This is a genomic window from Phnomibacter sp., assembly GCF_036803085.1.
Classification (GTDB): Bacteria; Bacteroidota; Bacteroidia; order Chitinophagales; family Chitinophagaceae; genus Phnomibacter.
Map to the genome: position 1 here is coordinate 206,227 of NZ_DAIRUZ010000005.1, position 25,721 is coordinate 231,947.

19 protein-coding genes are annotated in these 25,721 nt (G+C 45.3%); 13 read left to right on the forward strand and 6 right to left on the reverse strand.

What is annotated here, in order from left to right:
* Positions 1-144: 144 nt before the first annotated feature.
* The 6 genes from V7Q13_RS11915 (at position 145) to V7Q13_RS11940 (ending at position 6,773) form a co-directional block, all read left to right on the forward strand.
* Positions 145-1,380, forward strand: coding sequence for an ROK family transcriptional regulator (locus V7Q13_RS11915; protein WP_333800900.1), 1,236 nt, complete (start codon positions 145-147; stop codon positions 1,378-1,380).
* A gap of 92 nt (positions 1,381-1,472) precedes the next feature.
* On the forward strand, positions 1,473-2,564 hold the full coding sequence (carA, locus tag V7Q13_RS11920; protein ID WP_333800901.1) for a glutamine-hydrolyzing carbamoyl-phosphate synthase small subunit: 1,092 nt from the start codon (positions 1,473-1,475) through the stop codon (positions 2,562-2,564).
* Positions 2,565-2,638: 74 nt separating this feature from the next.
* Positions 2,639-3,055, forward strand: a complete 417-nt coding sequence (gene aroQ, locus V7Q13_RS11925) for a type II 3-dehydroquinate dehydratase (protein WP_333800902.1) — start codon at positions 2,639-2,641, stop codon at positions 3,053-3,055.
* Between the two features lie 73 nt (positions 3,056-3,128).
* Entirely contained in the window at positions 3,129-3,578 is a 450-nt protein-coding gene (locus tag V7Q13_RS11930) for a c-type cytochrome (protein WP_333800903.1), read from the forward strand.
* 196 nt (positions 3,579-3,774) lie between these two features.
* Positions 3,775-6,021: a Tex family protein gene (locus tag V7Q13_RS11935; protein ID WP_333800904.1), complete on the forward strand. Its 2,247-nt coding sequence runs from the start codon at positions 3,775-3,777 to the stop codon at positions 6,019-6,021.
* Positions 6,022-6,287: 266 nt separating this feature from the next.
* Positions 6,288-6,773 (forward strand): hypothetical protein, encoded by a 486-nt coding sequence (locus tag V7Q13_RS11940; protein WP_333800905.1) that lies wholly within the window; start codon positions 6,288-6,290, stop codon positions 6,771-6,773.
* A gap of 112 nt (positions 6,774-6,885) precedes the next feature.
* Here the strand turns inward: V7Q13_RS11940 and V7Q13_RS11945 are convergent, their stop codons facing one another.
* The 5 genes from V7Q13_RS11945 to V7Q13_RS11965 form a co-directional block, all read right to left on the reverse strand.
* The gene (locus V7Q13_RS11945) at positions 6,886-9,135 is read right to left on the reverse strand and encodes a patatin-like phospholipase family protein (protein ID WP_333800906.1); all 2,250 of its coding nucleotides are present in this window, start codon (positions 9,133-9,135) and stop codon (positions 6,886-6,888) included.
* Between the two features lie 6 nt (positions 9,136-9,141).
* Positions 9,142-10,161: a dipeptide epimerase gene (locus tag V7Q13_RS11950; protein ID WP_333800907.1), complete on the reverse strand. Its 1,020-nt coding sequence runs from the start codon at positions 10,159-10,161 to the stop codon at positions 9,142-9,144.
* A gap of 45 nt (positions 10,162-10,206) precedes the next feature.
* Positions 10,207-11,628 carry a sugar transferase gene (locus V7Q13_RS11955; protein ID WP_333800908.1) on the reverse strand — a complete coding sequence of 474 codons (1,422 nt, stop codon included), beginning with the start codon at positions 11,626-11,628 and terminating at the stop codon, positions 10,207-10,209.
* Positions 11,629-11,634: 6 nt separating this feature from the next.
* Entirely contained in the window at positions 11,635-12,612 is a 978-nt protein-coding gene (locus V7Q13_RS11960; RefSeq protein ID WP_333800909.1) for a Gfo/Idh/MocA family oxidoreductase, read from the reverse strand.
* Between the two features lie 68 nt (positions 12,613-12,680).
* Positions 12,681-14,870, reverse strand: coding sequence for a DUF4954 family protein (locus V7Q13_RS11965; protein WP_333800910.1), 2,190 nt, complete (start codon positions 14,868-14,870; stop codon positions 12,681-12,683).
* Positions 14,871-15,136: 266 nt separating this feature from the next.
* Here V7Q13_RS11965 and V7Q13_RS11970 point away from each other — a divergent pair, with 266 nt between their 5' ends.
* Both V7Q13_RS11970 and V7Q13_RS11975 read left to right on the forward strand, forming a co-directional pair.
* Positions 15,137-15,679 (forward strand): shikimate kinase, encoded by a 543-nt coding sequence (locus V7Q13_RS11970; protein ID WP_333800911.1) that lies wholly within the window; start codon positions 15,137-15,139, stop codon positions 15,677-15,679.
* Positions 15,676-16,062 carry a DUF423 domain-containing protein gene (locus tag V7Q13_RS11975; RefSeq protein WP_333800912.1) on the forward strand — a complete coding sequence of 129 codons (387 nt, stop codon included), beginning with the start codon at positions 15,676-15,678 and terminating at the stop codon, positions 16,060-16,062. Before V7Q13_RS11970 ends, V7Q13_RS11975 begins: the two co-directional genes overlap by 4 nt.
* A gap of 49 nt (positions 16,063-16,111) precedes the next feature.
* Here V7Q13_RS11975 and V7Q13_RS11980 read toward each other — a convergent pair whose 3' ends face one another.
* Complete coding sequence (locus V7Q13_RS11980; protein WP_333800913.1) at positions 16,112-16,939, reverse strand: universal stress protein; 828 nt, start codon at positions 16,937-16,939, stop codon at positions 16,112-16,114.
* Positions 16,940-17,263: 324 nt separating this feature from the next.
* On the opposite strand from V7Q13_RS11980, the gene rplK reads away from it, so the two are divergent.
* The 5 genes from rplK to V7Q13_RS12005 all read left to right on the forward strand — a co-directional run bounded on the left by rplK (position 17,264) and on the right by V7Q13_RS12005 (position 25,290).
* Positions 17,264-17,707 (forward strand): 50S ribosomal protein L11, encoded by a 444-nt coding sequence (gene rplK, locus V7Q13_RS11985; RefSeq protein ID WP_333800914.1) that lies wholly within the window; start codon positions 17,264-17,266, stop codon positions 17,705-17,707.
* A 28-nt stretch (positions 17,708-17,735) separates the two neighbouring features.
* The gene (gene rplA / locus V7Q13_RS11990; protein WP_333800915.1) at positions 17,736-18,428 is read left to right on the forward strand and encodes a 50S ribosomal protein L1; all 693 of its coding nucleotides are present in this window, start codon (positions 17,736-17,738) and stop codon (positions 18,426-18,428) included.
* A gap of 77 nt (positions 18,429-18,505) precedes the next feature.
* Positions 18,506-19,108: a 50S ribosomal protein L10 gene (gene rplJ, locus V7Q13_RS11995; protein WP_333800916.1), complete on the forward strand. Its 603-nt coding sequence runs from the start codon at positions 18,506-18,508 to the stop codon at positions 19,106-19,108.
* A 127-nt stretch (positions 19,109-19,235) separates the two neighbouring features.
* Entirely contained in the window at positions 19,236-19,610 is a 375-nt protein-coding gene (gene rplL / locus V7Q13_RS12000; RefSeq protein WP_333800917.1) for a 50S ribosomal protein L7/L12, read from the forward strand.
* A 265-nt stretch (positions 19,611-19,875) separates the two neighbouring features.
* Positions 19,876-25,290 carry a PKD domain-containing protein gene (locus V7Q13_RS12005; protein WP_333800918.1) on the forward strand — a complete coding sequence of 1,805 codons (5,415 nt, stop codon included), beginning with the start codon at positions 19,876-19,878 and terminating at the stop codon, positions 25,288-25,290.
* The last annotated feature ends 431 nt before the right edge of the window (positions 25,291-25,721 follow it).

A 25,721-nucleotide genomic window follows, 5' to 3' on the forward strand; every position in this document is an offset into this window, starting at 1 on the left:
TTGAATAGGTTGTTAGCCACACAAATTTGAAAAAAACAGCTGACACTTTACGATAAAATGAATTAATAAAATAATTTCTTATAAAATAATTTATTAATCAGCCGGTCTTTGATATTATTTTTACAATTATAAAAACGCATTTCATTGGCACCAGTTCGAAACAAAATACTCAGCCATTTTAGTGGCAGCCAGCTTAGCGGCGTAGCTTTTAAAGATCATGGCAGGCGTAAGCGCATTATAGCCGAACTCAGTAATGTGCAGGAAATTACGATAAATGAAATTGCCGAGTCGCTAAACATTAGTGTGCCCAAGGCTACCGAACTGTTGAATGAACTGGCCGACGAAGGATTTGTGTGCGAAAAAGGAAAACGTTCGGAAGGCCCGGGAAGAAAAGCCACTTTTTATGGTCTGGCATCCGATAGTTGCTATTTTATTGGGTTGGAAATAAAAAAATACAAGCTCAATATTGGCATTATGGGGTTTGATAAAACCATCATTAAAGCCAGTTATGGTATTCCTTTCTTTTTTGAAGAAGCCAACGATGCACTTAACGAAATAGTGCAGCAAGTGCGGCAGTTTATTCAAATTACCGGTATACCACAAGAAAAAATTATTGGTATGGGCGTTTCCATTTCGGGGCGCATCAACGTTCGCACAGGCGAAATACTTACCATTTACCATTTTTCTGATGCGCCTGTAAAGCAGACCCTTGAGCAGGAGTTTGGCATGCCGGTGTATTTGGATAATGACAGCCGAACCATGGCCTATGGTGAATATCATTTTGGTAAATATGGTGGCCACTCAGAAGTGCTGGTACTCAACCTCGATTATGGACTGGCACTCGGCATGTTTGTAAATGGAAAGCCCCTTTTTGGTACCTCTGGCTATGCAGGCGAGTTGGGCCATATTCCACTGTTCGATAACGAAAAAATTTGTTTCTGTGGCAAAAAAGGCTGCATGGAAACCGAGGCATCGGGCCGTGCTCTTATTGAATGGCTGGTGGCCGAAATGAAGGCCGGCAGCAACAGCATTCTTACCCGCACATTGGAGCGGAAAAAACTGTTGGAGCTGGAAGATGTGGTGGAAGCCATTCAAAAAGGCGACAATCTGGCCATACAAGGCATAGGCAATATTGCCGGTAAAATTGGCCGTGGCCTTGCGGTTACCATCAACCTGCTCAATCCGCAACTCATAATTTTAAGTGGCAGTCTTAGCCAGGTGGGAGAGTCGTTGTTGCTCCCGGTTAAAACGTCGCTTATTCAGCACTCACTTACATTGGTCAATTCCGATACACAGGTGGTACTCAGCGAAATGTTTGAAAAAGCCGGTTTGCAGGGGGCTTGCCTGCTGGTACGCGACAAAATTGTAGGGCTGGTGTAATTTTTCCTCATAAGTTAAAAAACAGGATTTCCTGCCTGATGGAAACCGTTACTTTTGCAGCCAATTAATCGCAAGCAAACTTTTCCCTCAACATGAGTCATTCTTCACAACCTGCCATCCTTCTGCTGGAAGATGGTCACGTTTTTCATGGCTATGCCTTTGGCAAATTGGGCACCACTTCTGGCGAAATATGCTTTAATACAGGCATGACCGGCTATCAGGAAGTATTTACTGACCCCAGCTATTACGGCCAGGTGCTCATTATGAATAGTGTACACGTAGGCAACTATGGTGTGCTCGATACCGATGTGGAAAGCGAAAGCGTAAAAATCAGGGGACTGATTGGACGCAACCTCGAAGAGCTGTTTAGCCGCATGATGGCGCAGGATACTCTGCAGAGCTATCTCGAAAAAAATAATATTGTAGGTATTGAAGGCGTGGATACCCGTGCATTGGTTACCTACATCCGTACACAAGGCGCCATGAACTGCATTATTAGTAGCGATGGCAAATCGGTGGAGGAGTTGAAAGCCATAATGGAAACAGTGCCGCACATGGGTGGCTTGGAGCTTGCTTCAAAAGTTTCTACTGAAGAGCCATATTTCATTGGCAATCCTGATGCGCCTAAAAAAGTTTCGGTGCTCGACTTTGGTTGCAAGCGAAACATACTTCATTCAATGGCAGAGCGTGGGGTGTATGCCAAAGTATTTCCTGCCAAAACCCCGGCTGCCGAAGTGTTGGCCTTTAACCCCGATGGTATTTTTATCAGCAATGGCCCCGGCGACCCTGCTGCAATGGACTACGCAATTGATACCATTAAGGAATTGACCAAAGCGGAAAAGCCCATGTTTGGCATTTGCCTTGGTCACCAGTTGCTGGCACTGGCACACGATATTCCTACGTACAAAATGCACCATGGCCACAGAGGATTGAACCATCCGGTAAAAAATCTGCTAACGGGTAAAAGTGAAATCACGACGCAAAACCACGGCTTTGGTGTAGACCCCGATGCCGTAAGAAAAGCCGATCATATCGAAATCACCCACGTGAATTTGAACGACGATAGCATTGAAGGTATCCGGGTAAAAAACAAGCCCTTTTTTAGTGTGCAATATCACCCTGAAGCAACGCCAGGCCCACACGATAGCCGCTACCTGTTCGATGAATTTGTAAGTATGATGTAACCCCTTCTTTACATACATCATTGACTCCTTCGGGAGTCAATTTTTTTTATGCTTATCGCAACTTACATTCGGGCATGCAAATAGCCATCATCAACGGACCAAACCTGAACCTGCTGGGCAAACGTGAGCCCGGAGTGTACGGAAGCGAAAGTTTCGATTCTTATTTCACTCAGTTGCAAGCTGCATATCCCGGCATTGAGTTGTTGTATTTTCAAAGCAATGTAGAAGGAGAGCTCATCAATTATTTGCATGAAGTTGGGTTTACTGTGCAAGGTATTGTAATCAACCCCGGTGGCTACACACATACATCGGTTGCGTTGGGCGATGCTATTGCCGCTATACCTGCCCCTGTGGTAGAGGTACATATCAGCAATACTGCAGCCCGTGAAACTTTCAGGCATATCAGCCATGTAAGTGCAAAATGTAAAGGCACCATTATTGGCCTTGGTTTAAAAGGGTACGAATTAGCCTTACAATATTTAACCACTTAAATTTTTCATTGTTCGGGCAAATACTTTTGGCTGTATATTGACGTGCTTCTAACCTTATCAAAACACCATCATTATGCACCACAAAAAAACGTTGGTTACCTTACTGTTGTTAGTACTGGTAGCATCGGTAAACCTGCTTGGCCGAAAAGTAACTCCGGCACCTGAGCACAAGAATCTGCAGATTTTGCCCAAAGACATTTCGAAAGAAAACCTGAAAGCCATCATGGATGGATTTAATGCAGCTTTGAATGTGAAATGCGGTTACTGCCATGTACGCAACAATGAAACAAAAGAATGGGACTATGCCGCAGATACCAAACACAAAAAGAAAGAAGCACGTGATATGATGAAAATGACGAACGATTTAAACAGCAATTATTTTGGGGTGGATATGACGCAGCCTAATCCCAAAGTGGCTATTACCTGCTACACCTGCCACCGTGGCGAAGAGCATCCTGTATTTGCGCCCAAACCCGCTGTGCCAGACAGTTTGCAGCGGCCATTGCAAAAAATAGTTCAGTAGCTCCTTTGAATAATAGAATGATAAAAAGCCGGTTTTTGCTTGAAGCAAGGCCGGCTTTTAGTTGATGGCTATCTACTTGTTACAATGCAAATTTTCAGTTGCAAAATCATGCTACAGTTGTGCTTTGTGCAAAACTATTTTCCTTTTCTTTTTGCCCCGGCTCCGATACATTCGTTGCCCTAAAATTGATTGAATCATGCTCGAATTTGTTGGGCCGGTGTGTGCCAAACTCAACCTGAAACCCGCCAGTGTAGAAGCCGTGCTCCGCCTGCTGGGCGAGGGGGCTACCATTCCATTCATTGCCCGCTACCGCAAAGACCAAACCGGCAATCTGGATGAAGTGCAAATTCAGGCCATTCAGGAAGAAGCCAAGTTTCAAAAGGAGTTTAGCGAACGCAAAGCCTTTATCATCAAAACCATTGAAGAGCAGGGCAAAATGACTGAACAGCTGATGAAGTCGCTTGACAAAGCCAGCACCCTCAATGAACTGGAAGACATTTACCTGCCATATAAACCGAAGCGCAAAACCAAGGCACAAACAGCCCGTGAAAATGGCTTAGAACCTTTGGCCAATTTACTTTTAGCACAAGCCGATGCTGATATTGAAGCGGAAGCCAATAAGTACATCAACGAAAAAGTGGCTTCCATTGATGAAGCCTTGCAAGGCGCCAGAGATATCATTGCCGAACAGGTAAATGAAGACGCGGTGGTACGTACCAAAATGCGTCGCTTGTTTGAAACAGATGGCTTGCTCATCAGCAAAGTGGTGAGTGGCAAAGAAACCGAAGCGGCCAAATACAAAGATTATTTTGACTACAGCGAACTGGTAACCAAAGTGCCTGCACACCGGGCATTGGCAGTGCTGCGTGGTTTTATGGAAGGCTTCCTCCGCATCAGCATTGAACCTGCGGAAGAACAAGCAGTAGAAATGCTGGAACAGCATGTAGTAAAAGGCATGCACAACGAAACCGTGCATGTAAAAAAGGCATTGAAAGATGCCTGGAAACGCATGCTGCAGCCATCGTTGGAAAGTGAGTTTCGCATGGCCATGAAAACACGCAGCGACGAAGAAGCCATCAATGTGTTTGCTGATAACTTACGCCAATTGCTGCTGAGTAGTCCGCTGGGTGGCAAGCATTTGCTGGCCATCGATCCGGGCTATCGTACCGGTTGCAAAACCGTGGTGCTCGACAACAAAGGCGACCTTAAAACCAACACAGTTATTTACGTACACGAAAACAACCGCCTGTACGATGCAGAACATACTGTACGCCAGTTGGTAGCCAAATACGGCATTGAAGTGATTGCGATTGGCGATGGCACTGCCGGCCGTGAAACGGAAAAATTCATCAAAGGATTGAACCTTGGCTTGCCCGTGTTTTTGGTAAATGAAGATGGTGCCAGCGTGTACAGTGCCAGCGAAGTGGCCCGTGAAGAATTTCCGCAGGAAGATGTAACGGTGCGTGGCGCTGTGAGTATTGGCCGCCGCCTGATGGACCCACTGGCCGAGCTCGTAAAAATTGATCCGAAAAGCATAGGAGTGGGTCAGTACCAACACGACGTAAACCAAGTACGCCTGAAAGAAAAACTCGATCAGACGGTAGAGAGTTGTGTGAACCTGGTGGGTGTGAATTTGAATACCGCATCCCGCCACTTGCTGAGTTACGTAAGTGGTATTGGTGAAACCATTGCCAAAAACATTGTGGAGTATCGCTCAGCCAACGGCATGTTTACAAGCCGCAACGAATTGAAGAAAGTTGCCCGCCTGGGAGACAAAGCCTTTGAACAATGTGCCGGTTTCTTACGCATTCCACAGGCCGATAATCCGCTGGACAATAGTGCCGTGCACCCGGAGAGTTACGAGATTGTCAACAACATTGCCAAAGACCTGAACGTAACGGTGAAAGATTTGGTAGGCAATGAATCACTAGTAAAACAAGTGAATGCCAAACAATACGCCAGCTATGGCGAACACCGGGTGAATGATATTTTGAAAGAGTTGGTGAAGCCTGGTCTCGACCCTCGTTCTACTGCCGAGAGTTTTGAGTTTGCCAACATCTACAGCATTGAAGAAGTGCAGGTAGGCATGGAGTTGCCGGGCAATGTTACCAACCTTACCAAGTTTGGCGCCTTTGTAGACATTGGTGTAAAGCAAGACGGATTGGTGCACGTAAGTGAAATCGCCAACCGCTACATAAGCGATCCTTCGGAAGCATTGAAGCTGGGGCAAAAAGTGAAAGTAAAAGTGCTGGAAGTGGACCTGAGCAGAAAGCGCATTGCCTTGAGCATAAAACAAACCGAACCGAACAATGGCCCGCAGCAGCGCAGCGGACATACGGGTGGCAACAAGCAACAGCGCCAACCACAGCCACAGCAAAAAGACCTGAGCAGTTTGGACATCAATGATGCATTGGCTGCATTGAAAAACAAGTTCAAGAAATAAGGATTGATTTCATGCATATTGAAAAAGCTGTTGTTACTTACAACAGCTTTTTTTTACTTATAAGGAAAACTCCGCCTTGGTTTGTGGTACACGAGCCCCAAAAAAAGATACCTTGGTGAAGTGACTTGGTCGCATAAAAAGTTGACATGGCAGATGAATAAAAATGCTGATACAATCTGGCATAATTAGAGCGGCACAAGTGGCCTGCTGCGCAGAACACTTGCGCCAGACGGGTAATTAAATAATAAACTTAAAAGAGTGACAACATGATTTTTGGCGATAAAGAAATATTTGCAATAGAACTGGGAGAAACGAAACATCCCAAAAAGTTTTTCCTCCGGCTTTGGCTGAAAGGCATGCCCAAAGGTAATTTTAAAAAGTCCGCACCCTTGGCTGACACTATTACAGACTATCAGACTATAGTAAAAAAGAAGGAAAGCCTTTACCTCCCTGTATTTGACTTAATGGGTACAGAGGAGGTTTTTGCATACACTACAAAGTTTAATTTCAGGCTTGATGAAGATGAAAGACGGTATGATGAAACGAAGCATTTAGGAAGACATGCATTTCTTGCACCTCAATTTACAAATACGCAAAGCTCAAGCGTAGTGTTATATAAGGATTCCCAACTTCGCTTAATATGGCGCAACGATTTTGGGGAGCCTGTGAATGATGCTGTTGTTCCTTTTGATTATTTCTGCAAGGTGTTTGATGAATTTATATGCTATTGCAAGGATAAAGGGGCGGTTTAGACAATCACTCCCCCCAATGGCGCCAGTGTTCCGCCTCAGCGGGCCACTGGTGTCTATTAAATCCGCCGGACTGTGTCCGGACATTTGTGTGCTATTGCCAAAGCTTTTTTATTTACTTAAACGGAAAGCCAAAGTTGAAATACAATCGTAGTCCTTCAGATTTGGAAGAAGCCATCACACTCAGTTCTGCAGGGCCAATGGGCGTAAGGTACGCTGCTGTAATGGCGGTGCCATAGAGCCATCCGGCTTTTACTGTTTGTGATGTTTTTTGTACAAAATCATAATGAGCAATAGCACCATTTATACTCAGGTAAAAACTACCAAATGGCCGTACCCGGGGGCCAGTGTGTACAGCCACCAAACTCTCAGAGTCTAACTCGCCTTCTCTCAACCCGGCAAACTGAATTTGATTGCGCATGGTGTTTGTGATGCCACCAGCAACAAATTCATTCAGCAGCGAAATATTCTTGCTGAAGTTGAAGCCTGCCTGCATTTTGGTTACCCAACTCCAACGCTTGCTCATTTGTGCCGTACTCTGTAGGTTGGCTGTCAGTCTGGGGTAGTTGCCGTAAGTAAACAACGATGGATTTACATCACCAATCAATTGCCCGTTGTTGAACGCTTTGATGCGGGGTTGCAATGCAAATACATATCCCAGTTTGAATTCTGCAATCGTTCCTTTATCCGCATACAATGGTTTAATCAGGTTGTTGTATTGCCAAAAAGCATAGGCCTGAAAATAGTTGTTGCGGCCGTCGAAATAAGTACCGGTTTCAATTTGTGGTTTGGCCACAATGCTTTCCCATTGCATGCCGAAACCGCCGGCCGACTTGCGTTTCGCTGACAACTGAAAACGATCATCAATGCTCACGTACTTGTATTTGTACAGTCCAATGCGGCGTAAATCATTGTATGCTGGCAGGTCTTGAAACTCTGTGTACACCTGCAGCCTGTTGGACCACGGCTGGCGGTATCCAAACATTTGCAGGTGCTCAAACAAGCCCCTGAAATTATCGCCAATGTTGAGCGATACCATCGTTCGGCTGGAAGGCAACAACTGATTGCGGGTGGTAAGGTTGAGGTTGACTGCAAAGCGGGTAAAACTGTTTTCACTCAAACCTACTTTCAGCATGGTGGCGCTTTCCGGTTTTACTTTGTATTGCAGTACATAACTACTGTCTTTGGTTGGCTCCACATCATACACAATGCTTTTGTACATGCGGTAGGCAAATGCATCTCTGGTATTGTTTTGCAATTTGCTGTAATTGATGCTTTGCTCATTTCTTCCTTCAATTTGCCGCAAGAATGTTTCTACACCATGCTTGCCCAAACCTTCCACTTTTACGGCAGCAATTTTGTAAGATGATACATTGGGCAATCTGTTTTTCCGAAACGAATAGTTTGCATCAATTGCTTTGAGTGAATCTGCCAAATGCTTGAACAAAGGATAATATTTTCTGCCTTCTGTAATGCCCAGTTCAATGATGTCTTCAGCACTGCTAAAACTGGCGGAGTTGTACGTGCCCATGGGTACGCTTATAAACGACTGACACAGTTCTGCCTGCTCTCTGCTGTCTTTCGCTTCGTTCAAAAACATCACCTGCGACAACACCTGCACGGCACTATTCAATTCATCAAGGCTTTGTACCGGAGCACTCACCGATACACCAATCATGTACTTCGCACCCAGGTTGATACATTCCTGCACCGGCAGGTTGCGAATGATACCACCATCCACATACCTACGCCCTTTAATATCAACCGGAGAAAAGGCGCCGGGTATGGCCATGCTGCTACGAATGGCATTGACAATGCTGCCGGAAGTATGCGCCACAGGTTCGGTGCTCAATAAATCAACCGCTACGCAGGTAAATGGAATGCTTAGTTTTTTGAAATCATGTGTGGCAGCAACAGGAAAGAAATATTTTTCTAACGTGAGCCATAGTTCCTGGCTTTCTAAAAAGCCGGAAGGCAAGCCAATACTGCCTTTGGTAAATGGCATTTCGATGGCGTATTTACCAAACTCACTTTTCTCCTCCATGGTGTAGAGGTTCATGGGAATGCTGTTGCTCAGCAAATCTTCCCAGTGAATTGAGCGGGCAATTTTTTCAATGGAATCTGCACTATAACCAGCGGCGTACAATCCGCCCACAATGCTGCCCATGCTGGTGCCAGTGAGATAATCAATATTGAGGCCTGCAGAATCAATGGCTTTCAGTATGCCAATATGGGCAAGGCCTTTGGCGCCACCACCACTGAGGGTAAGGCCAATGCCGTGATTTTTGTGTTGGGCAAATGAGTAGTGGGTAACGCACAACAAAGTTGTGAGCAGCAGCATGGCTTTCCTTAAGATTGGTTGCATGTATAGTTATTGGAACAAATGGGAAGTTATGCCTAATCCCGGATTTTGCGGCAGGGCTACTTTACCAAAATTGTACTCCAAACCAGTGGCCAAATCTTCTGCCAGCAGCAGCGGGCCATCTACATCTACATAGTCTACCAGCGGCATGAGGTGTACGATGGCTGCCGAGCCAATGCTGCATTCATTCATGCTGCCCACCATCACCTGCATGTTGCGGTTGCGGGCATCAGCAATCATGCGGAGGGCTGGCGTTATGCCTGTGCATTTGGTGAGCTTGATATTAATGCCATGAAAATGGCCTTCGCACAGGGCCACATCTTTTTCAAATACACAAGCTTCGTCGGCAAACAGTGGGAGCGGACTTTCATTGTACAAACGCTTCATGCCTTCCCAGTCATCTTTGGCCAGCGGTTGTTCAATAAACTCCACATCCATGTCTTTGAATACATTGATTTTTTCCAAGGCTTCCTCCACGGTCCAACCAGCGTTGGCATCAATGCGAAACTTGGCATCGGTGTGTTTGCGCAGCGCTTCCATAATGGCGATGTCGTTATCTGTGCCGAGTTTTATTTTGTACACAGGCCATGGCTTCTCCTGCATTTTCTCTACCATTTTTTCAATACTGTCAATGCCAATGGTATAATCTGTGAGGGGCATTTTTGTCACTTCCTTCGTCCAGAATTTATACAGTGGCTGGCGTTTCATTTTGCCATACATATCCCATGCGGCAATATCCAGTGCACATACCAAAAAACCATTTTGCGGAAACAGGTGATGCAGGTAATGCCAGTAGCGGTCGGGCTCGGTGAAGGCAAACTTTTCTACAAACATTTTTTTCGCCGTCAGGTCTGCTATCATCTTTTCTACAGGTATGTTGTAGTATGCAATGGCTGGTGCTTCGCCAATGCCCCGGTAGCCTACATGCTCCAGTTGTACAATCAATGCCGGCTGATGTGTTTTGGTACCTTTCGAAATGGTAAACGGATATTTAAAAGGCAGGTTTGAAGTGGTAAATTGTACTTTCATCAGTTGGTTATTGAAGGTTGATGCTTTGACGTAAATGTGTAGTCGTTATTTCCCTTTTCCCATCAGGATGATGCGGAAAGTATGTATCATGATTTTGAAATCGAGCAGTAGCGAAATGTTTTCCAGATAAATGAGGTCGTACTTCATTCGTTCCACCATGTCATCTACAGAAGTGGCGTAGCCAAACTGCACCATACCCCAGCTGGTAAGGCCAGGCTTTACACGGGTGATGTATTTGTAGGCCGGCTCACGGGCAGTAATTTGCTCGGCATAAAAACGGCGTTCCGGTCTTGGGCCTACAAGGCTCATTTCTCCTTTCAAAATGTTCCAGAGCTGTGGCAGTTCATCGAGGCGCCACTTGCGCATGATGCGGCCCCAGCGGGTAATGCGGGGATCGAAATCGTAAGACAGTGCCGGGCCGTTGGCCTCCGCATCGGCGTACATAGAGCGAAATTTGTAAATGAAAAACGGTTTGCCTTTGTAGCCCATTCTTTCCTGCTTGTAAATGACAGGGCCGGGAGAAGAAAGTTTCACCCGCAGCGCTACAAAAAGAAATAACGGACTCAGGCCTATGCTGGCCAGCAGCGCAATGGTTACATCAAGAATGCGCTTGATGTTTTGCTGCCAGTCGGCTATCAGGCCGGTGTGAATGCTCACAAACGGACCAGAGGACAGGTTGCTGGTTTTGGCCATACCAGTCAGGATGTCAATCACCTGCGGAATGATGTATACTTCTACATCTTTACCCGCCAGTTTGTCGAGCAACGACTTGGTGAGTGAAGAATCCATTTTACCAAAAGCCAGAATGATTTTTTCTATCTGATATTGATCGATGATTAGTTCCAGCTCATCAATATGGCCCAACAATGCCGGCGAAAAATTGCTCAACGGTTTGTGGCCTTCGGGCAGCAAATAACCACGGAGTTTCCAGCCAATGGTTTTTTCCAATGGTTGCAAGTAGCTGTGGTGTTTGCGTACTTGTTCATCAGTACCAACCAGCAATACATGAAAGCCGGCTTTACCACTGCGAATCTCTTGTTTCACTTTGGTGAGCAGGAGTGCTCTGCCTGCAAATACAAACACAAACTGCAACAGCAGCAAGCCAGCAAACCCTTTGTAGTAATAGGAGAGATCAAAAGGGTTGCGGATATCATCAATGAGGAAGCCGAAGAAAATCATGAGTACACCTACAACGCTCAGCATGGCGGTGTTGGTGAGCTCATTGAGCCGCGACCTTTCGTACAATGTTTTTTGATAGCTACCTGTAGCGCCAAACAACAGCAACCAGCCAACAGGTATAAATGCCATGCCCAACCAAAAAGTGGACTCATTGGCCAAGCCTTCTACATCCAGCCGGTGAAACAGATAGAATCGGCGGATGATGTAAAAGGATACCCATGCCACCAGCGAAAAAAGCCAGTCGGAAAATACATACCAAGCAACCGATATGGGTTTGTGAAACGGCATGACTGCTTATCCTTCGAAGACAGTCGTGTTAGAAATGCTATCGAGAATTTGCTGCGCCACTTCCATAGCCAGAAATCCATCCACTTCTGAAACAGGCGTTGCTGTATTGTTGATAATGGCGTCGCGGAATGCTTCCAACTCCTGTTTGATGGGATTGTTTTCTTCGATAGGAGGATTGGCAATGGCAATGGTTTTCTTTCCCTTGGGCGTTTCCAAATCAAAAGAAAAAGCATTCTCGTCGCTGTCTTGTTTAATCTTGATGATTTCTGCTTTGCGGGCCAAAAAGTCGATGCCGATGTATGCATCTTTCTGAAACAATCGAATCTTCCGCATTTTCTTCATGCTGATGCGGCTGCTGGTAAGGTTGGCCACACAGCCGTTGTTGAATTCAATACGTACGTTGGCAATGTCTGGTGTGTCTGTCATAACCGCTACGCCGCTGGCGTAAATATTTTTGACAGGGCTTTTTACCAAACTCAACACAATGTCGAGGTCGTGAATCATGAGGTCGAGAATCACACTTACTTCTGTACCACGTGGGTTGAACTGTGCCAGGCGATGCACTTCAATAAACATGGGTTGAGTGGTGTACCGGCGGGCAGCCTGGTAGGCGGGGTTGAAGCGTTCTACATGGCCTACCTGCAGTTTTACTTTGGCTTCTTTTACCAGCTTTACTATTTCTCTCGCTTCATCTATGGTAGCTGCCAGGGGCTTTTCTACAAAAATGTGCTTTTGCCGGCGGAGTGCTTTGGTACAAAGGTCGTAGTGGAAATTGGTAGGCGCCACAATGTCTACAGCATCCACAGCATCCATGAGTGCTTCTGCATTTGTATATCGCTGCAAACCGTACTGACTGATTACAGCAGCTGCTATTTCCTCATTAGGATCATAAAACCCTACCAGTTCCACGCCCTCTATTTCTTTCCAGTTGTTCAAATGAAACTTGCCCAAATGACCTACTCCAAAAACACCAACCTTTAGCATACTGCAATATTTAAGTGACAACTGCAAAAATAGGCTTCCCTTGCATCTCCCCAATACACGTGGGTATCTTACGATAACCAGGGTTTTAGCCGCCTTTTTTCGGCAGCCAATCCCTTTTTCTCCTGTAAAATGAAGGCATTGTCTTCCAGCTTACCAATTACTTCGTTCATTTCTGCCTCATTGTTGTACATCATTTTCCTGAAGGTATTGCTATAATCTTTGGCACGGCTGGTTTCAATGCGTTTACACAAGTCAGCTTTTATCTGCAGGTATTCTTGCACCAGCAGTTTGAAATCTGCTTCTTTCAGGTCTATTATTTTCATGCCGGCCACAGCTTCAAAACTGGCCAGTGCATGCTGCAACTTGAAAGAAGGATATTTAGCTTTTTGTTCTGCGTAAAAAGCATGTACCTCGTTCCAGTCAGCTACCGTGCCTTTGTGAATGCGTTGAATGAGTAAATCCAGCTCTTGTGCAGGTATCAGTTGCCCGCCTACATTAATTACGTTGCTGCGTTTCAATTTGCCTTTCCATTGGTTAGCGGCTTTTCTATATGTGCCGGCTTGTTCAACGGCATTAATTATATGTGAAATGCCATATAGCCTAATCATTTTCCGGTATTGCTGCCATGCTTGAGCGGCCTTTAGGATAATCACTTTTCGTTTACTGTTTTCCAGTCCGGTGGCTTCAATACGAAGTACGTTAAGAATCGGATCGTTGTTGTGTAATAGTTGTGCACCATTACGTTGCTGTTGTTTTTCATCGGCAGCAGTGCCTTTTTGGGCATACCAGGCAGCACCAGTCCATTGCTCTAATAAAGCAATGGCTGTAAACATTTCATTGATGGTATCGGGTGCCAGATAATCGAACTCGAGGTGTTGGGTTTTATCGATGCGCTTATCACGGTCTGTGTATTTCCAGGCATTGCGGGCCAGGGCATACATATTGTGCATGAACCAATAGGCCGGCATTATTTGCAATGAATCGGTTGCGGTATTTTGGCTCACCAGCGAAAAGGGCAGAGGAATATCCAACTCAAATTGGTAATCGCCTTTGGCAATCATGGTAAAACTGGCAAAGCGGCTGTTGTGTTTCAAACTTACACACAAGCCCGGCCAAAAGCCACGGCCAGCCTGCATTTCACCATCGGGGCTGCGGCTGTTGTGGTTGCTGCCAATGGTGGCGCCGGCAGCCATATTGCTTTGGCCCATTATGGTGGCTGCACACAAAAAGCTGTTGTTGTGGTGCTGTTCATGTGCCGGAAAAATGAGTGAGTTCAACACTTCGCAACAACTGATGGTAGAGTTGGGGCCCAAAAATGAATTGATAAGCCGGGCGCCGTATTTTAACTGTGAGTGATTGGATAAAACGAAGCGAACGGCTTTTACACCATAAAAAATACGGCATCCAAAACCAACAATGCCATTCACCAATTCGCAGCCTTCACCTATTTGTGATGCTGCATTTTCCTGAGAGTTGATGGTGAGGTTTTTGAGTTTGTTGGCACCTTTCAAATAGGCATCGCTGCCTACCCAAACATCTTTAATGATGGCACAGTTTTTAATGACCGTACGGTCGCCAATTTTTCCATAGTAGCCCCGTTTGGTATCGAATCTTTTTTCGGTAAACTCTTGAAATTTTTGCAGCAATACATGGTCGTTGCGGTACTTGCTCCACATCCATGCGTCGCCTGCCTGCATACCGTTGAAGGGGAGTACTTTGCGGCCAGCATTTTCATTACAGAGTTCCATCCATATTCTTACCGATTCGCTTTCTCCGTCTTTCAGTACCCCATTGCCAAACTTGGCATGCGGTGTTGTCATCAATTCATTTACGTTTACAATAATCACTTCGCTGCCAATAATATAATGGCTCAGGTAGTTCACATTATCTATCACTACATTGTCGCCAAAGTCGCAACTGATGATGGTGCTGTTGTAAAGGCCTACGGCAATTTTCAGCTGGCTGTATTCCAGAAAATAGGGTTCCAGTTTGCCAATGCGTACAAGCCCGTAAAACTTACAGTTTTTAACCAGTTCGGGGTTGAAGGCATCACTCACCAGAAAGTTATTCCAGTTGTCACAGGTGTTGCGGTTGCGCACCAATACCTCTATTTCGTAGGCACTCAGCTGGCGGTAATTGATGCCGCTCCTGTTTTGTAAATTGCGCAGGTAGTATTCATCCTGATCCTCGGGCAAGTAGGCGGGTTCAATAAAATCGTAGCCCAATTGCGCCAATGGAATTTTGCGAATTTTGTTCATATAGCTATACGGTTTGCAGTGCCGGTTGCTGGTACTGAAAGTAGTTTTTAAAGAAGTTTCAAAAGTAGTTCTTTAATTATTTTAGAAATAAAAGTGTATTGACAATCAGTTCAAAACTTAATGAATACTCCCAGATTCTTGTTTGCATTCCTGAAAAGCATAACCGCTGCATTATATTCTTTTCGCTTCGAAATGCAGCAATGTCCACAGTACGTATGTTTGTGCTGCATCAGGCTTGATGCCGCTCTGTAACCCTGCATATTTACATGAACCGTATTGTTTTTTTTATAGGAATGATGGGCGCTGGAAAAACAGTGTGGGGTAAGTTATTGGCTGAAGCCATGTCGCTGCGCTTTCAGGATTTAGATGATGAAATTGTAGCTGCAGCCGGTCAATCTATTCCAGCTGTTTTTGACCAACATGGCGAGCTGTACTTCCGGGAGCTCGAAGCCCGCCAGCTGCGACTTGCCGGCCAGCAAACAAATTTGCTGCTCTCTTGCGGTGGTGGCACTCCTTGTTTTTTCGACAACATGGCTTGGATGAAACAGCATGGGGTAGTAGTGTGGCTACACCCGCCTGCTGCGGAAATAACAGAACGAATTTGGCGGGTAAAACACAAACGGCCACTTATTGCCAATGCTGCCAGCAAAGAAGATGCATATAATATTGTAACTACTTTGATGGAAAAGCGAATGCCCTGGTACCAGCAGGCGCATATTATTATTACAGATTTGGTGCTCGATTTGCCAGCCCTGAGTGCAGCAATTGAGCAACACTGGAAACACATGGAAAACAACCAAACATCATGATAACTAAGACGGTATTTTGGGGAGCTGTGCTGGCTGCATTGGCTGTAGCTTTTGGCGCTTTTGGTGCACACTTTTTAAAACAAAGACTGGAAGCGCCACAACTGGCTACCTTTCAAACCGGAGTGCAATATCATATGTATCATGCGCTGGCACTTATAGTAGCAGGCATTTACAATCGAATGAAACCCAACAAACGCATTGATAACGCCATCATTGCTTTTTACCTCGGTATCGGGCTGTTTTCGGGTTCATTGTATATCATGACCCTGAGCCATATAACACGTATGAACCTGAGCTGGCTGGGGGCCATTACACCGGTTGGTGGTATTGCATTTATTATTGGTTGGCTGCAAATAGCCTGGGCATCGGCACTCAAAAAATAAAACCCGACCAAACTATGACCGGGTTTTACCAAACATTATAAACAAACGATTAATCATTTTTGAGAATAAGCACCGGTACGGTAGCTTGCCGTACAAAGTCGTCGGTGTGCTGGTGCATAAACAGCGAGGCCAGAAATGAATGCGATTTTGGCGTTACAATCAGCATGTCCAGTTCATTGTCGGCGGCATAGTTCAATATGCTTTCTTCAATATAGCCGCTGTGCAAAAACTGGAACTTGGGTTTTATTTCCTCAAACATGGTTTCCAGCAGCAGGCCTTCCTCCATCACCGAAGGTTCAAATTCGGCATAGTCGGGGTCTACATGTAATATTTCGAGGCTGGCATTCCATTGCCGCAGTACTTCCAGTATTTTTTTGACTGGCGTACACTTTACTACTTGCTTCAAATCGCTGGCAAAACCCACTTTAAATGGCTTACGGAAAGCAAAATGTTGTGGAATTACCAGCACCGGACACTTCGATTCGGCAATTACACTTTGGGTAGTGGAGCCCAAAAAGAAGCGTTCAACACTGCCGGCTCCGTGTGTGCCCATCACAATGCAGTACACCTGATCGGGTTTGCAGCTATGCACCAATTCGTAAACCGGGCTACCCACTTTTACTTCGGTATGAATTATGGCCTGGCCTTGGGTGGTTTGTTCCAGAGCCTTTACCAAATCGTCCATTTTTTCTTTGGCTTCCTCCACCAGCGATTCATATTCTCCCACGGGCATTGGCACATCGCCATACACTACGGGTAATTGTACTACATGTGTGATTACCAATGTTTTATTGAGGGCTGCTGCCAGTTGTGCTGCATATTGTACGGCATTAATAGAAACATCAGAAAAGTCGACAGGGGCAATTATCTTATTCATATCAAAGCTTTGAAATAGTTGGGATTGCTTGTTGTATTAAAGTTAGCACCTTCGCTTGTGTGTCTGCATGACCTTCGTCAGGTTGGTTTTATTTTCATTTAAATAAAATGAGCCATTGAAAGGATGTGGGTACTCTTATTTACAGCGTTTCGGGTAGTTGTCAAAGTTTTTTTGGTGAATTAGTTGTTCATAACGCATGGGATGCCTACTTTTGCGGCCCCAAAAAGTTCTTTGTCATCCGTCTGTAGTGCAAGCTTCGGCGGATCTTGAATTTGGGAGTATTGGCAATAACGCTGATACGCTATCACCAAAAACGTTTTTAGAATGGCTAAAGAAATCACCGGCTATGTGAAGCTCCAGTGTAAAGGAGGACAAGCCAACCCTGCGCCGCCAATCGGCCCGGCCCTTGGTTCAAAGGGTCTGAACATCATGGAATTTTGTAAGCAATTCAACGCCCGTACCCAAGATAAAATGGGTAAGGTGCTGCCCGTGTTGATTACTGTTTACAACGACAAATCTTTTGATTTTGTAATTAAGACTGCCCCTGCATCTATCCAACTGATGGAAGCCGCCAAGATTCAGAAAGGATCTAAGGAAAGCAACCGTGTAAAGGCTGGTAAGGTAACCTGGGAACAAGTGGAGGCAATTGCCAAAGACAAAATGCCAGACCTCAACTGCTTCACTATCGAAAGCGCCATGAAAATGGTAGCCGGTACTGCCCGCAGCATGGGTTTGAATGTGGAAGGTAAAGCTCCCTGGGAAAATTAATTTTCATCAACCTCAAAAGATTTGAATCATGAAATTGACTAAGAAAAGAAAAGTGGCGGAAGCCAAGGTTGAGAAAAATAAAATTTACAGCCTGAGCGAAGCCGCTGCACTGGTAAAAGAAATTAACTGTACCAAGTTCGATAGCTCTGTTGACCTGCACGTTCGTTTGGGTGTAGACCCCAAGAAAGCCGATCAGGCTATCCGTGGTACTGTAAGCCTGCCTCATGGTACTGGTAAAACCAAGCGTGTACTGGTGCTTTGCACTCCCGATAAGGAAGCAGAAGCTAAAGGCGCTGGTGCCGACCATGTTGGTCTGGATGAGTTCATTCAGAAAATTGAAGGTGGCTGGACCGATATCGACGTTATTGTGGCCACGCCTTCAGTAATGCCTAAAATTGGTAAGCTGGGTAAAATTCTCGGCCCTCGTAACCTGATGCCAAACCCTAAGACAGGTACTGTAACCAACGATGTAGCTGGTGCCGTAAATGATCTGAAAGGTGGTAAAATTGCCTTCAAGGTGGACAAAGCTGGTATCATTCACGCCTCTATCGGTCGTGTGTCTTTCTCTCCTGAAAAGATTACAGAAAACACCAACGAACTGATTAACGCCCTCATTAAGTTGAAGCCTTCTACTGCCAAAGGAACTTACCTGAAAGGCATTAGCCTGGCCAGCTCTATGAGCCCCGGCATTCCTGTTGATACTAAAACGTTCATTCACTAAGGCCCCTCCGAACCTTCTCCGATAAGGCGGAAGGCCAAAGAGGAGTGTTGTACAGAAAACACTCAAAACGAATTGACATGACTAAAGAACAAAAGAACGACGTGATTGAGGTACTGAAAGACAAGTTCGCTCAGTACAACAACTTCTACGTAACCAATACAGAAAGCCTGACTGTTGCCCAGGTTAGCCAGCTGCGTCGCGTATGCTTCGACAAGCAGGTAGAAATGAAAGTGGCAAAAAACACCTTAATTAAGAAAGCTCTCGAATCGCTGGATGCTGAAAAGTATGCCGGTGTGTACGAAGCGCTGAACAACGTAACTGCCCTGATGTTCTCTGAGAACCCTAAGGAGCCAGCCGTTATCATCAGCTCATTCCGCTCTGCTTCTAAAGGCGAAAAGCCCGTATTGAAAGCTGCTTTCATCAACGGTGATATTTATGTAGGCGACAACCAACTGGCTGCCCTCACCAAAATCAAGACGAAGAATGAATTGATTGGTGAAGTAATCGGTCTGTTGCAAAGCCCGGCCAAGCGTGTACTCAGCGCATTGCTCAACAAAGACGAAGCCAACGGCGCTGCTGCTGCCGAAGAAGCTCCTGCCGCTGTTGAAGCTGCTGCTCCTGAAGTTGCACCTGAGGCTCCTGCTGCTGAAGCTGCTCCCGAAGCACCAGCTGCTGAGTAATTCTCCCAGACTGTTTTTCCACATCGGAAACGCAATAAGCCATGCCCCCGGCTATAAGAGGGTACAACAATTTTTTTAAAACCTCCGCCGGACCATTACGGAATGAAGGCGGAAAAAATTAGAAACCATGGCAGATTTGAAAGCATTTGCAGAACAACTGGTTAACCTGACTGTAAAAGAGGTTAACGAACTGGCCCAAATTCTGAAAGACGAGTACGGCATTGAGCCTGCTGCTGCTGCAGTTGTAGTAGCTGCTGACGGTGGTGGCGCTGCTGCTGCTGCAGAAGAAAAGACTTCTTTCGACGTAATCCTGAAAAGCGCTGGCGCTAGCAAGCTGAACGTTGTGAAAGTAGTAAAAGACCTGACTGGCTTGGGTCTGAAAGAAGCGAAGGACCTGGTTGACGGTGCTCCTAAGCCTGTAAAAGAAGGTGTTGACAAGGCTACTGCCGAAGACATCGCTGCTAAGCTGAAAGAAGCTGGTGCAGAAGTTGAAATCGCTTAATTCGTTTAAACGACATTTCAATAATGAAGAGCCCTGCCATTTGGCGGGGCTTTTCATTTGGCTTCAGGTATCAGTGTAAAAAAGTATAATCATTCCGAATATTGAAACCAGTTTCCACATTTCGGTGTCTCAACAAGTAAATTTCATTTCCGATTAAGGGGGGAAGCAACTAATTTAGAGCCCGATAGACCCCTTACCCAACCCTGAGCCCGTTGACGGTAAAGAGTCAATTTTTTTACCAAAGCAATCACCAGTTCTCTTTTTCATGAAAAATACCATACGGTTTATCAGTAGCCGTGTTGTGTTGTTGCTACTCCTTTGTAGTACCGTACTTCACGCCCAAGCACAAACGCACATTGCACGTAGTGTAACAGTAAATGCCAACTGCGGCGGATACTATGAATACCTGCCTGCAGGCTATGCCACCAGCAGCCAGAAATTTCCTTTACTGATTAGTTTTCATGGTGCCGGCAGCTACGGTAATGGTACTACTGAATTGAATGAGGTGCTCCGTGAAAATGCAGCTTATTACATCAACAATAATCAGTTTCCAAGCAGTTTTACTGTCAATGGGCAAACTAGTTCTTTTATTGTCATTAGCCCTCAGTGGCGAGATTATGCAAGTGTCAGCGATATCAATAGCCTTATTAATTATTTGCTGGCACAGAATTATAAAATTGATGCTGGCCGCATTTACCTGATGGGCTATAGCATGGGGGCCGATCAAATAATAAAGTACGCCACCAACAGCCTCGCCAACTCCAACAGGCTGGCGGGTATGGTTACGATTGCACCTTACATCAATCCATACACCGATGCAGGAGCCAACAACATTGCCAATGCATCCTTGCCATTTTGGAGTTTGCATAGCAATGCCGATCAATCTTCGCCAGTTTCATGGTCGGTCAATTTTGTAAACAGGATCAATAGTTTTAACCCAGCAATACCGGCGATACTCACCCGATTTGATGGTGTAACCCATAACAACAGTAGTGTATTTGCCAGCAACCCTGCTTATAAGGTTGGCGGATATAATATTTATGAATGGATGCTGCGCTACCGGCGCAATTATCCGCCCGATGCTAATGCCGGTGCGGATTTAGCTATCAGTTTGCCCACAACATCTGTTACTTTAAATGGCTTAGCTTCTTCCGATCCGGAGAATACTACGCTCACATTCAATTGGCAGAAGCTGAATGGCCCGGGTAGTCAAACTATAGCTACTCCCGCTGCTGCTACAACTACTGTAAACGGTTTTGTTGCCGGCACTTACAATTTCATGCTTACGGTAACCGATGCGGCTGGTTTGTTTGACCGCGATACCGTTCGGGTTACCGTAACCAATCCCAACCCGAACCTGTTGCCACAAGCCAATGCAGGAGCTGATGCAACCATAGAATATCCGGCAAGCACTTATCAGCTCAACGCTACCAATTCGAGTGATAATGATGGCGTAATTGTGAATTATCAGTGGACTAAATTATCTGGCCCAACATCATACAGCATAAGTGCTGCTAATTCTGCCACGCCACAAATCAGTCAGTTACGCAAGGGTATTTATGAAATGGAGCTCACTGTAACAGACAATGAAGGTGGAGTGAGTAAAGATGTGGTGTTGATTACCGTTGTCAATTTAAATCCTAATGTGGCACCGATAGCAAATGCAGGGGCCGATCAGGTGCTGACGCTTCCCACAATTACCAGTACGTTAAATGGTTCATCCTCCGCTGATATTGATGGCGTAATCACTCAATACCAATGGCGTCAGATAGATGGGCCGGGCACAGCAAATATTGCCAATACAAATGCTGTGCAAACCGGCATTAGCAACTTGCTACAGGGTAGTTACCGCTTTGAGCTGAGGGTTACAGATGATAGCGCAGCTGTTGCATTTGATACCATCAGGGTTACAGTAAATGCCCCGCCACCTGTTGTTACCAAGCAAATAAAAGTGAATTTGTTTGGTGGTACCAACCCACAAACCACCGAGGGATGGAACAACTGGAACGTGGGTGGTTCTAAGGTTAGTAACAGAAGCATTAGTGCATTAACCTACGCTGATGGCACATCCAGTGCAGTAGGTGCTACTCTTTCTTACAGCGAAGCCGTTTCTGACAATGGGGCCAGCTATGGCGGCACCATGTGCCCGCCTGCGGTATTGCGGTATACAACGTATGCTACCGTGTCCCGTACACTAACCATTAGCGGATTAGCTGCTGGTAAAACCTATGCATTAGAGTTGTATGCAAGCCGGAATAATACCGGCAATTCCACTCGCTTTACCATAAACGGTACCACGCAAACCGTACTTACTGATGGCAACAAAACCAACAGGGTCATTTTCAGTAACCTGACAACGAGCAACGGTAACATAACGGTGACCATTGCCCGGGTAAATACATACAGTTACCTGAATGGATTTATGCTGACCGAAACAACAGCTATCACCGGCAATTTGGCACCGGTAGCTAATGCAGGTCCCGATGCAAGTATTGCAATGCCAACCAATAGTGTTTCTTTAAGCGGAGCTTCCTCTTACGATCAGGATGGAAGCATTACCAATTATGCCTGGTCTAAAATTTCTGGTCCCGCTTCGTTCAGCATCAGCAATCCCAATATCGTTAATCCTGTTATCAGCAATTTGGAAGCAGGTACTTATGAAATGCAGCTGATGGTAACTGACAATAGTGGCGCTGCTGATTTGGATACCATGCAGGTAACAGTATTTCCACCAGACCCGCTGGCGCCAACAGCCAATGCAGGTTCAGACGCAGCTTTCACTCTTCCATTGACTTCATTTACCCTCAATGGGTCGGCTTCGTCAGATGTTGATGGCACCATCAGTAACTATCATTGGGAGCAGTTTGAAGGTCCTGCTGGAAGTTTTATCGTAAATGCCAATCAGGCAATTGCCACTGTAGAAAACCCGTTGACAGGCAGGTATGGGTTTGAGTTAACCGTAACCGATAATGATGGGTTATCAGGCAGAGATTCTGTGTATGTACTCATTGGCACCAATCCGTTTGCCCCGCCTGCTGTTATTGATTCATTGAACTGTGGTAAACAGGTTCGTATTGTAGTGATGGGTTCGAGCACGGCCATGGGCACAGGTGCCAGTGTGCCAGATAGTAACTGGGTAAGTAAGTTTCGGAAATATGTCCGCAGCTTTAACCCCGCAAACGAGGTTATCAATATTGCTACATCAAGTCGTACTACCTATCATTTACTCAACCCTAACGGTTTTGTACCACCAGAGGGCCGACCTGTGCCGGATACCTTGCGCAACATTACTAAAGCATTAAGCTACAATCCCGATATCATCATCATCAATTTACCAAGCAATGATGTTGCCCTGAATTATACGCTGGCAGAGCAACAGGCCAATTATGAAAGAACACTTGCCTTGACTGATGCTGCAGGTATTACTGTGTGGGTGACCACTACACAACCCCGAACAGCGTTAAATGCCGGACAACGAAATAACCTGATGGTAGTTCGTGACTGGACCTACCAACGCTTTGGCAATAAAGCCATTGATTTCTGGACGGATCTGGCTAACCCCGATGGTACCATTGTAGATGCATATAATGTAGATGGCGTTCACGTAAATAATATGGGTCACCATTTACTGTACACAAGAGTGGTTGGCGAAAGAATACTGGACAGTTTTTGTTTGCAAGGCAATATTGTCCCAATCGTGAATGCAGGAGCTGATCAAACAATCATTGCACCAGATTCAAGTGTAACGCTCAATGGAGTTGCGACTGATACTGATGGCAGCATTAGCAGTGTTGCATGGCGGCAGGTTGCCGGCCCTGTAACAGCTACTATCACTACACCTGCCAGTGCAAATACAATCGTCAATAATTTACAGCCTGGTACTTATCAGTTCGAGTTGTCTGCAACCGATAATCAATCTGCTGTAAGCAGAGATACGGTGGTTATATTAGTGAGAAGAGCAGCCAATGAACTGCCCATTGCCCATGCCGGAAATGATACAACTATCACTTTGCCAGTAAGCAGTGTACAACTCCGGGGCTCTGGAGTAGATAATGATGGTACAATTGTTTCATTTGCATGGCGTCAGGTGGATGGGCCATCCAATGCCAGTTTCAGTGCGGTCAATATTGCATCGCCGGTTGTATCAGGCTTAATTGTGGGTAGCTATTTGTTTGAATTGACTGTTGCCGATGATTCTGCCACTATCGCTACAGATATTGTAGCCATTCAGGTAAATCCTCGAATAAATACAACACCAATTGTTGAGGCAGGAGCCAATATCAACACTCAGTTGCCCACTACCAGTGTGCAACTAAATGGTACGGTATATGATGCTGAAAATAATGTACAGCAAATTAGTTGGACTATCCAGAGTGGTCCTGCGGGTGCAGTGATTGCAAATGCTAATTTAGCCTCAACAACGGTTAGCAATTTGGTAGTCGGTACTTATTTATTCAGGCTTACCGCTACCGATGACGAAGCTGCAACCGCTACAGATTCTGTTTGGGTAACGCTCAGCACACGACCCAACACAGCTCCGGTTGTAGAAGCCGGTGCCAACGTGAGCATTACTTTACCAATCAATAGTGTGCAATTGAACGGTGCAGTAAATGATGCTGAAAATAATGTGCAGCAAATTAGTTGGACTGTTCAGAGTGGCCCTGCGGGTGCAGTGATTGCAAATGCTAATGCAGCATCAACTTCAGTAAGTAATTTAGTTGTGGGTTCTTATTTGTTCAGGCTTACTGCTACAGATGCTGAAGCTGCAACCGGAGCTGATTCAGTTTGGGTAACTGTAAATCCACAGCCCACCACCACAACAAGGCAGATTAAAGTAAACCTGTTTGGTGGAACTAATCCTCAAACAACAGAAGGTTGGAACAACTGGAATGTTGGTGGCTCAAAAGTATCAAACCGTTTGTCAGGAGCACTGAATTATGCCGATGGAGGTGTAAGTGCAGTATCGGCCACACTTTCGTACAGCGAAGCCATCTCTGACAATGGAGCAACTTATGGCGGCACCATGTGTCCGCCTGCGGTACTGCGGTATACAACGTATGCAACCGTAAACCGTACGCTGACTATAAGTGGGTTGGTTAGTGGCAGAACCTACAATATTGAATTGTATGCGAGTAGAAGTAACACGGGTAACAGTACCAGATTTACCATCAACGGTGTATCACAAACCGTACTTACAGATAACAATAAAACCAATAAGGTAGAATTTACGAACCTCACAACCTCCACTGGAACTATTGTGGTTTCATTTGCCAGAGTAAACACTTACAACTACCTAAACGGATTTACAATCACAGAAATAAGTCAGGCACCGATAGGTGCGGCAAATAATACGCAATTTGCTTCGACCGCTCCAATTCGTTTGGAAACGGAAGCAATGTTGAATGAAGCTCAAACGCCAACAGATGCATTAGTACTTTATCCCAATCCAAGTGTAGGCTCCGCTACCATGTTGAAATGGAAGCATGCATACAAGGGCATGGTTACGGTAAAGTTGCTGACACAAACAGGACAACAGGTGCAGCAGGTGAGCTTGCAAAAATGGCAACCTGTATTGCAGCATACCTTGCAAACCAGTTTGCTGCCTCCTGGTGCATATTGGATAGTCATTGAAGCAAATGGTATTGTAGTAAAACGAATGCTGCTCAAAAACAGATTGTAGTTTTCTATCATTATTCATTGTATTGTAAGCGGGCTATTTTGTAGCCCGCTTACTTTTTTTTTGCTTTCATATTTTGGTTCGTACTTTACAAAGCAGACTCACCAAACCACAACCTTCATGAAAAGCCGTTTTTTTATAGTAAACAAGGCGGCGTATGTGACTGTATTTTTTGCGTTGGTCTTATTTTACCTGCTCAGTTTTCCAGGCAACAGAAGTGAAAATGACGATGGATATTTTTATGCCTATGCAATTCGTACTTACGATTATGCAATCCTTTTTTTTCCACGATACCTGCTCTTTCTTCCCACTTTTAAGGGCTTGCTTTCGATTGTGCAATGGTTAATGCCTTCTGCAGATGCTTATTGGTTGATGTGTATAGTGAGTGCTATAGTTTCAGCCATTAGTGTGTTGCTTTTTTACTTTTTGCTCAA

Coding starts and splice junctions, on each gene's coding strand:
- V7Q13_RS11955 (WP_333800908.1), bottom strand. CDS start 11,628: ATGCCGTTTCACAAACCCATATCGGTTGCTTGGTATGTATTTTCCGAC.
- rplL (WP_333800917.1), top strand. CDS start 19,236: ATGGCAGATTTGAAAGCATTTGCAGAACAACTGGTTAACCTGACTGTA.
- rplJ (WP_333800916.1), top strand. CDS start 18,506: ATGACTAAAGAACAAAAGAACGACGTGATTGAGGTACTGAAAGACAAG.
- V7Q13_RS11975 (WP_333800912.1), top strand. CDS start 15,676: ATGATAACTAAGACGGTATTTTGGGGAGCTGTGCTGGCTGCATTGGCT.
- V7Q13_RS11945 (WP_333800906.1), bottom strand. CDS start 9,135: ATGCAACCAATCTTAAGGAAAGCCATGCTGCTGCTCACAACTTTGTTG.
- V7Q13_RS11930 (WP_333800903.1), top strand. CDS start 3,129: ATGCACCACAAAAAAACGTTGGTTACCTTACTGTTGTTAGTACTGGTA.
- V7Q13_RS11950 (WP_333800907.1), bottom strand. CDS start 10,161: ATGAAAGTACAATTTACCACTTCAAACCTGCCTTTTAAATATCCGTTT.
- V7Q13_RS12005 (WP_333800918.1), top strand. CDS start 19,876: ATGAAAAATACCATACGGTTTATCAGTAGCCGTGTTGTGTTGTTGCTA.
- V7Q13_RS11960 (WP_333800909.1), bottom strand. CDS start 12,612: ATGCTAAAGGTTGGTGTTTTTGGAGTAGGTCATTTGGGCAAGTTTCAT.
- carA (WP_333800901.1), top strand. CDS start 1,473: ATGAGTCATTCTTCACAACCTGCCATCCTTCTGCTGGAAGATGGTCAC.
- aroQ (WP_333800902.1), top strand. CDS start 2,639: ATGCAAATAGCCATCATCAACGGACCAAACCTGAACCTGCTGGGCAAA.
- V7Q13_RS11935 (WP_333800904.1), top strand. CDS start 3,775: ATGCTCGAATTTGTTGGGCCGGTGTGTGCCAAACTCAACCTGAAACCC.
- V7Q13_RS11970 (WP_333800911.1), top strand. CDS start 15,137: ATGAACCGTATTGTTTTTTTTATAGGAATGATGGGCGCTGGAAAAACA.
- rplA (WP_333800915.1), top strand. CDS start 17,736: ATGAAATTGACTAAGAAAAGAAAAGTGGCGGAAGCCAAGGTTGAGAAA.
- V7Q13_RS11940 (WP_333800905.1), top strand. CDS start 6,288: ATGATTTTTGGCGATAAAGAAATATTTGCAATAGAACTGGGAGAAACG.
- V7Q13_RS11965 (WP_333800910.1), bottom strand. CDS start 14,870: ATGAACAAAATTCGCAAAATTCCATTGGCGCAATTGGGCTACGATTTT.
- V7Q13_RS11980 (WP_333800913.1), bottom strand. CDS start 16,939: ATGAATAAGATAATTGCCCCTGTCGACTTTTCTGATGTTTCTATTAAT.
- rplK (WP_333800914.1), top strand. CDS start 17,264: ATGGCTAAAGAAATCACCGGCTATGTGAAGCTCCAGTGTAAAGGAGGA.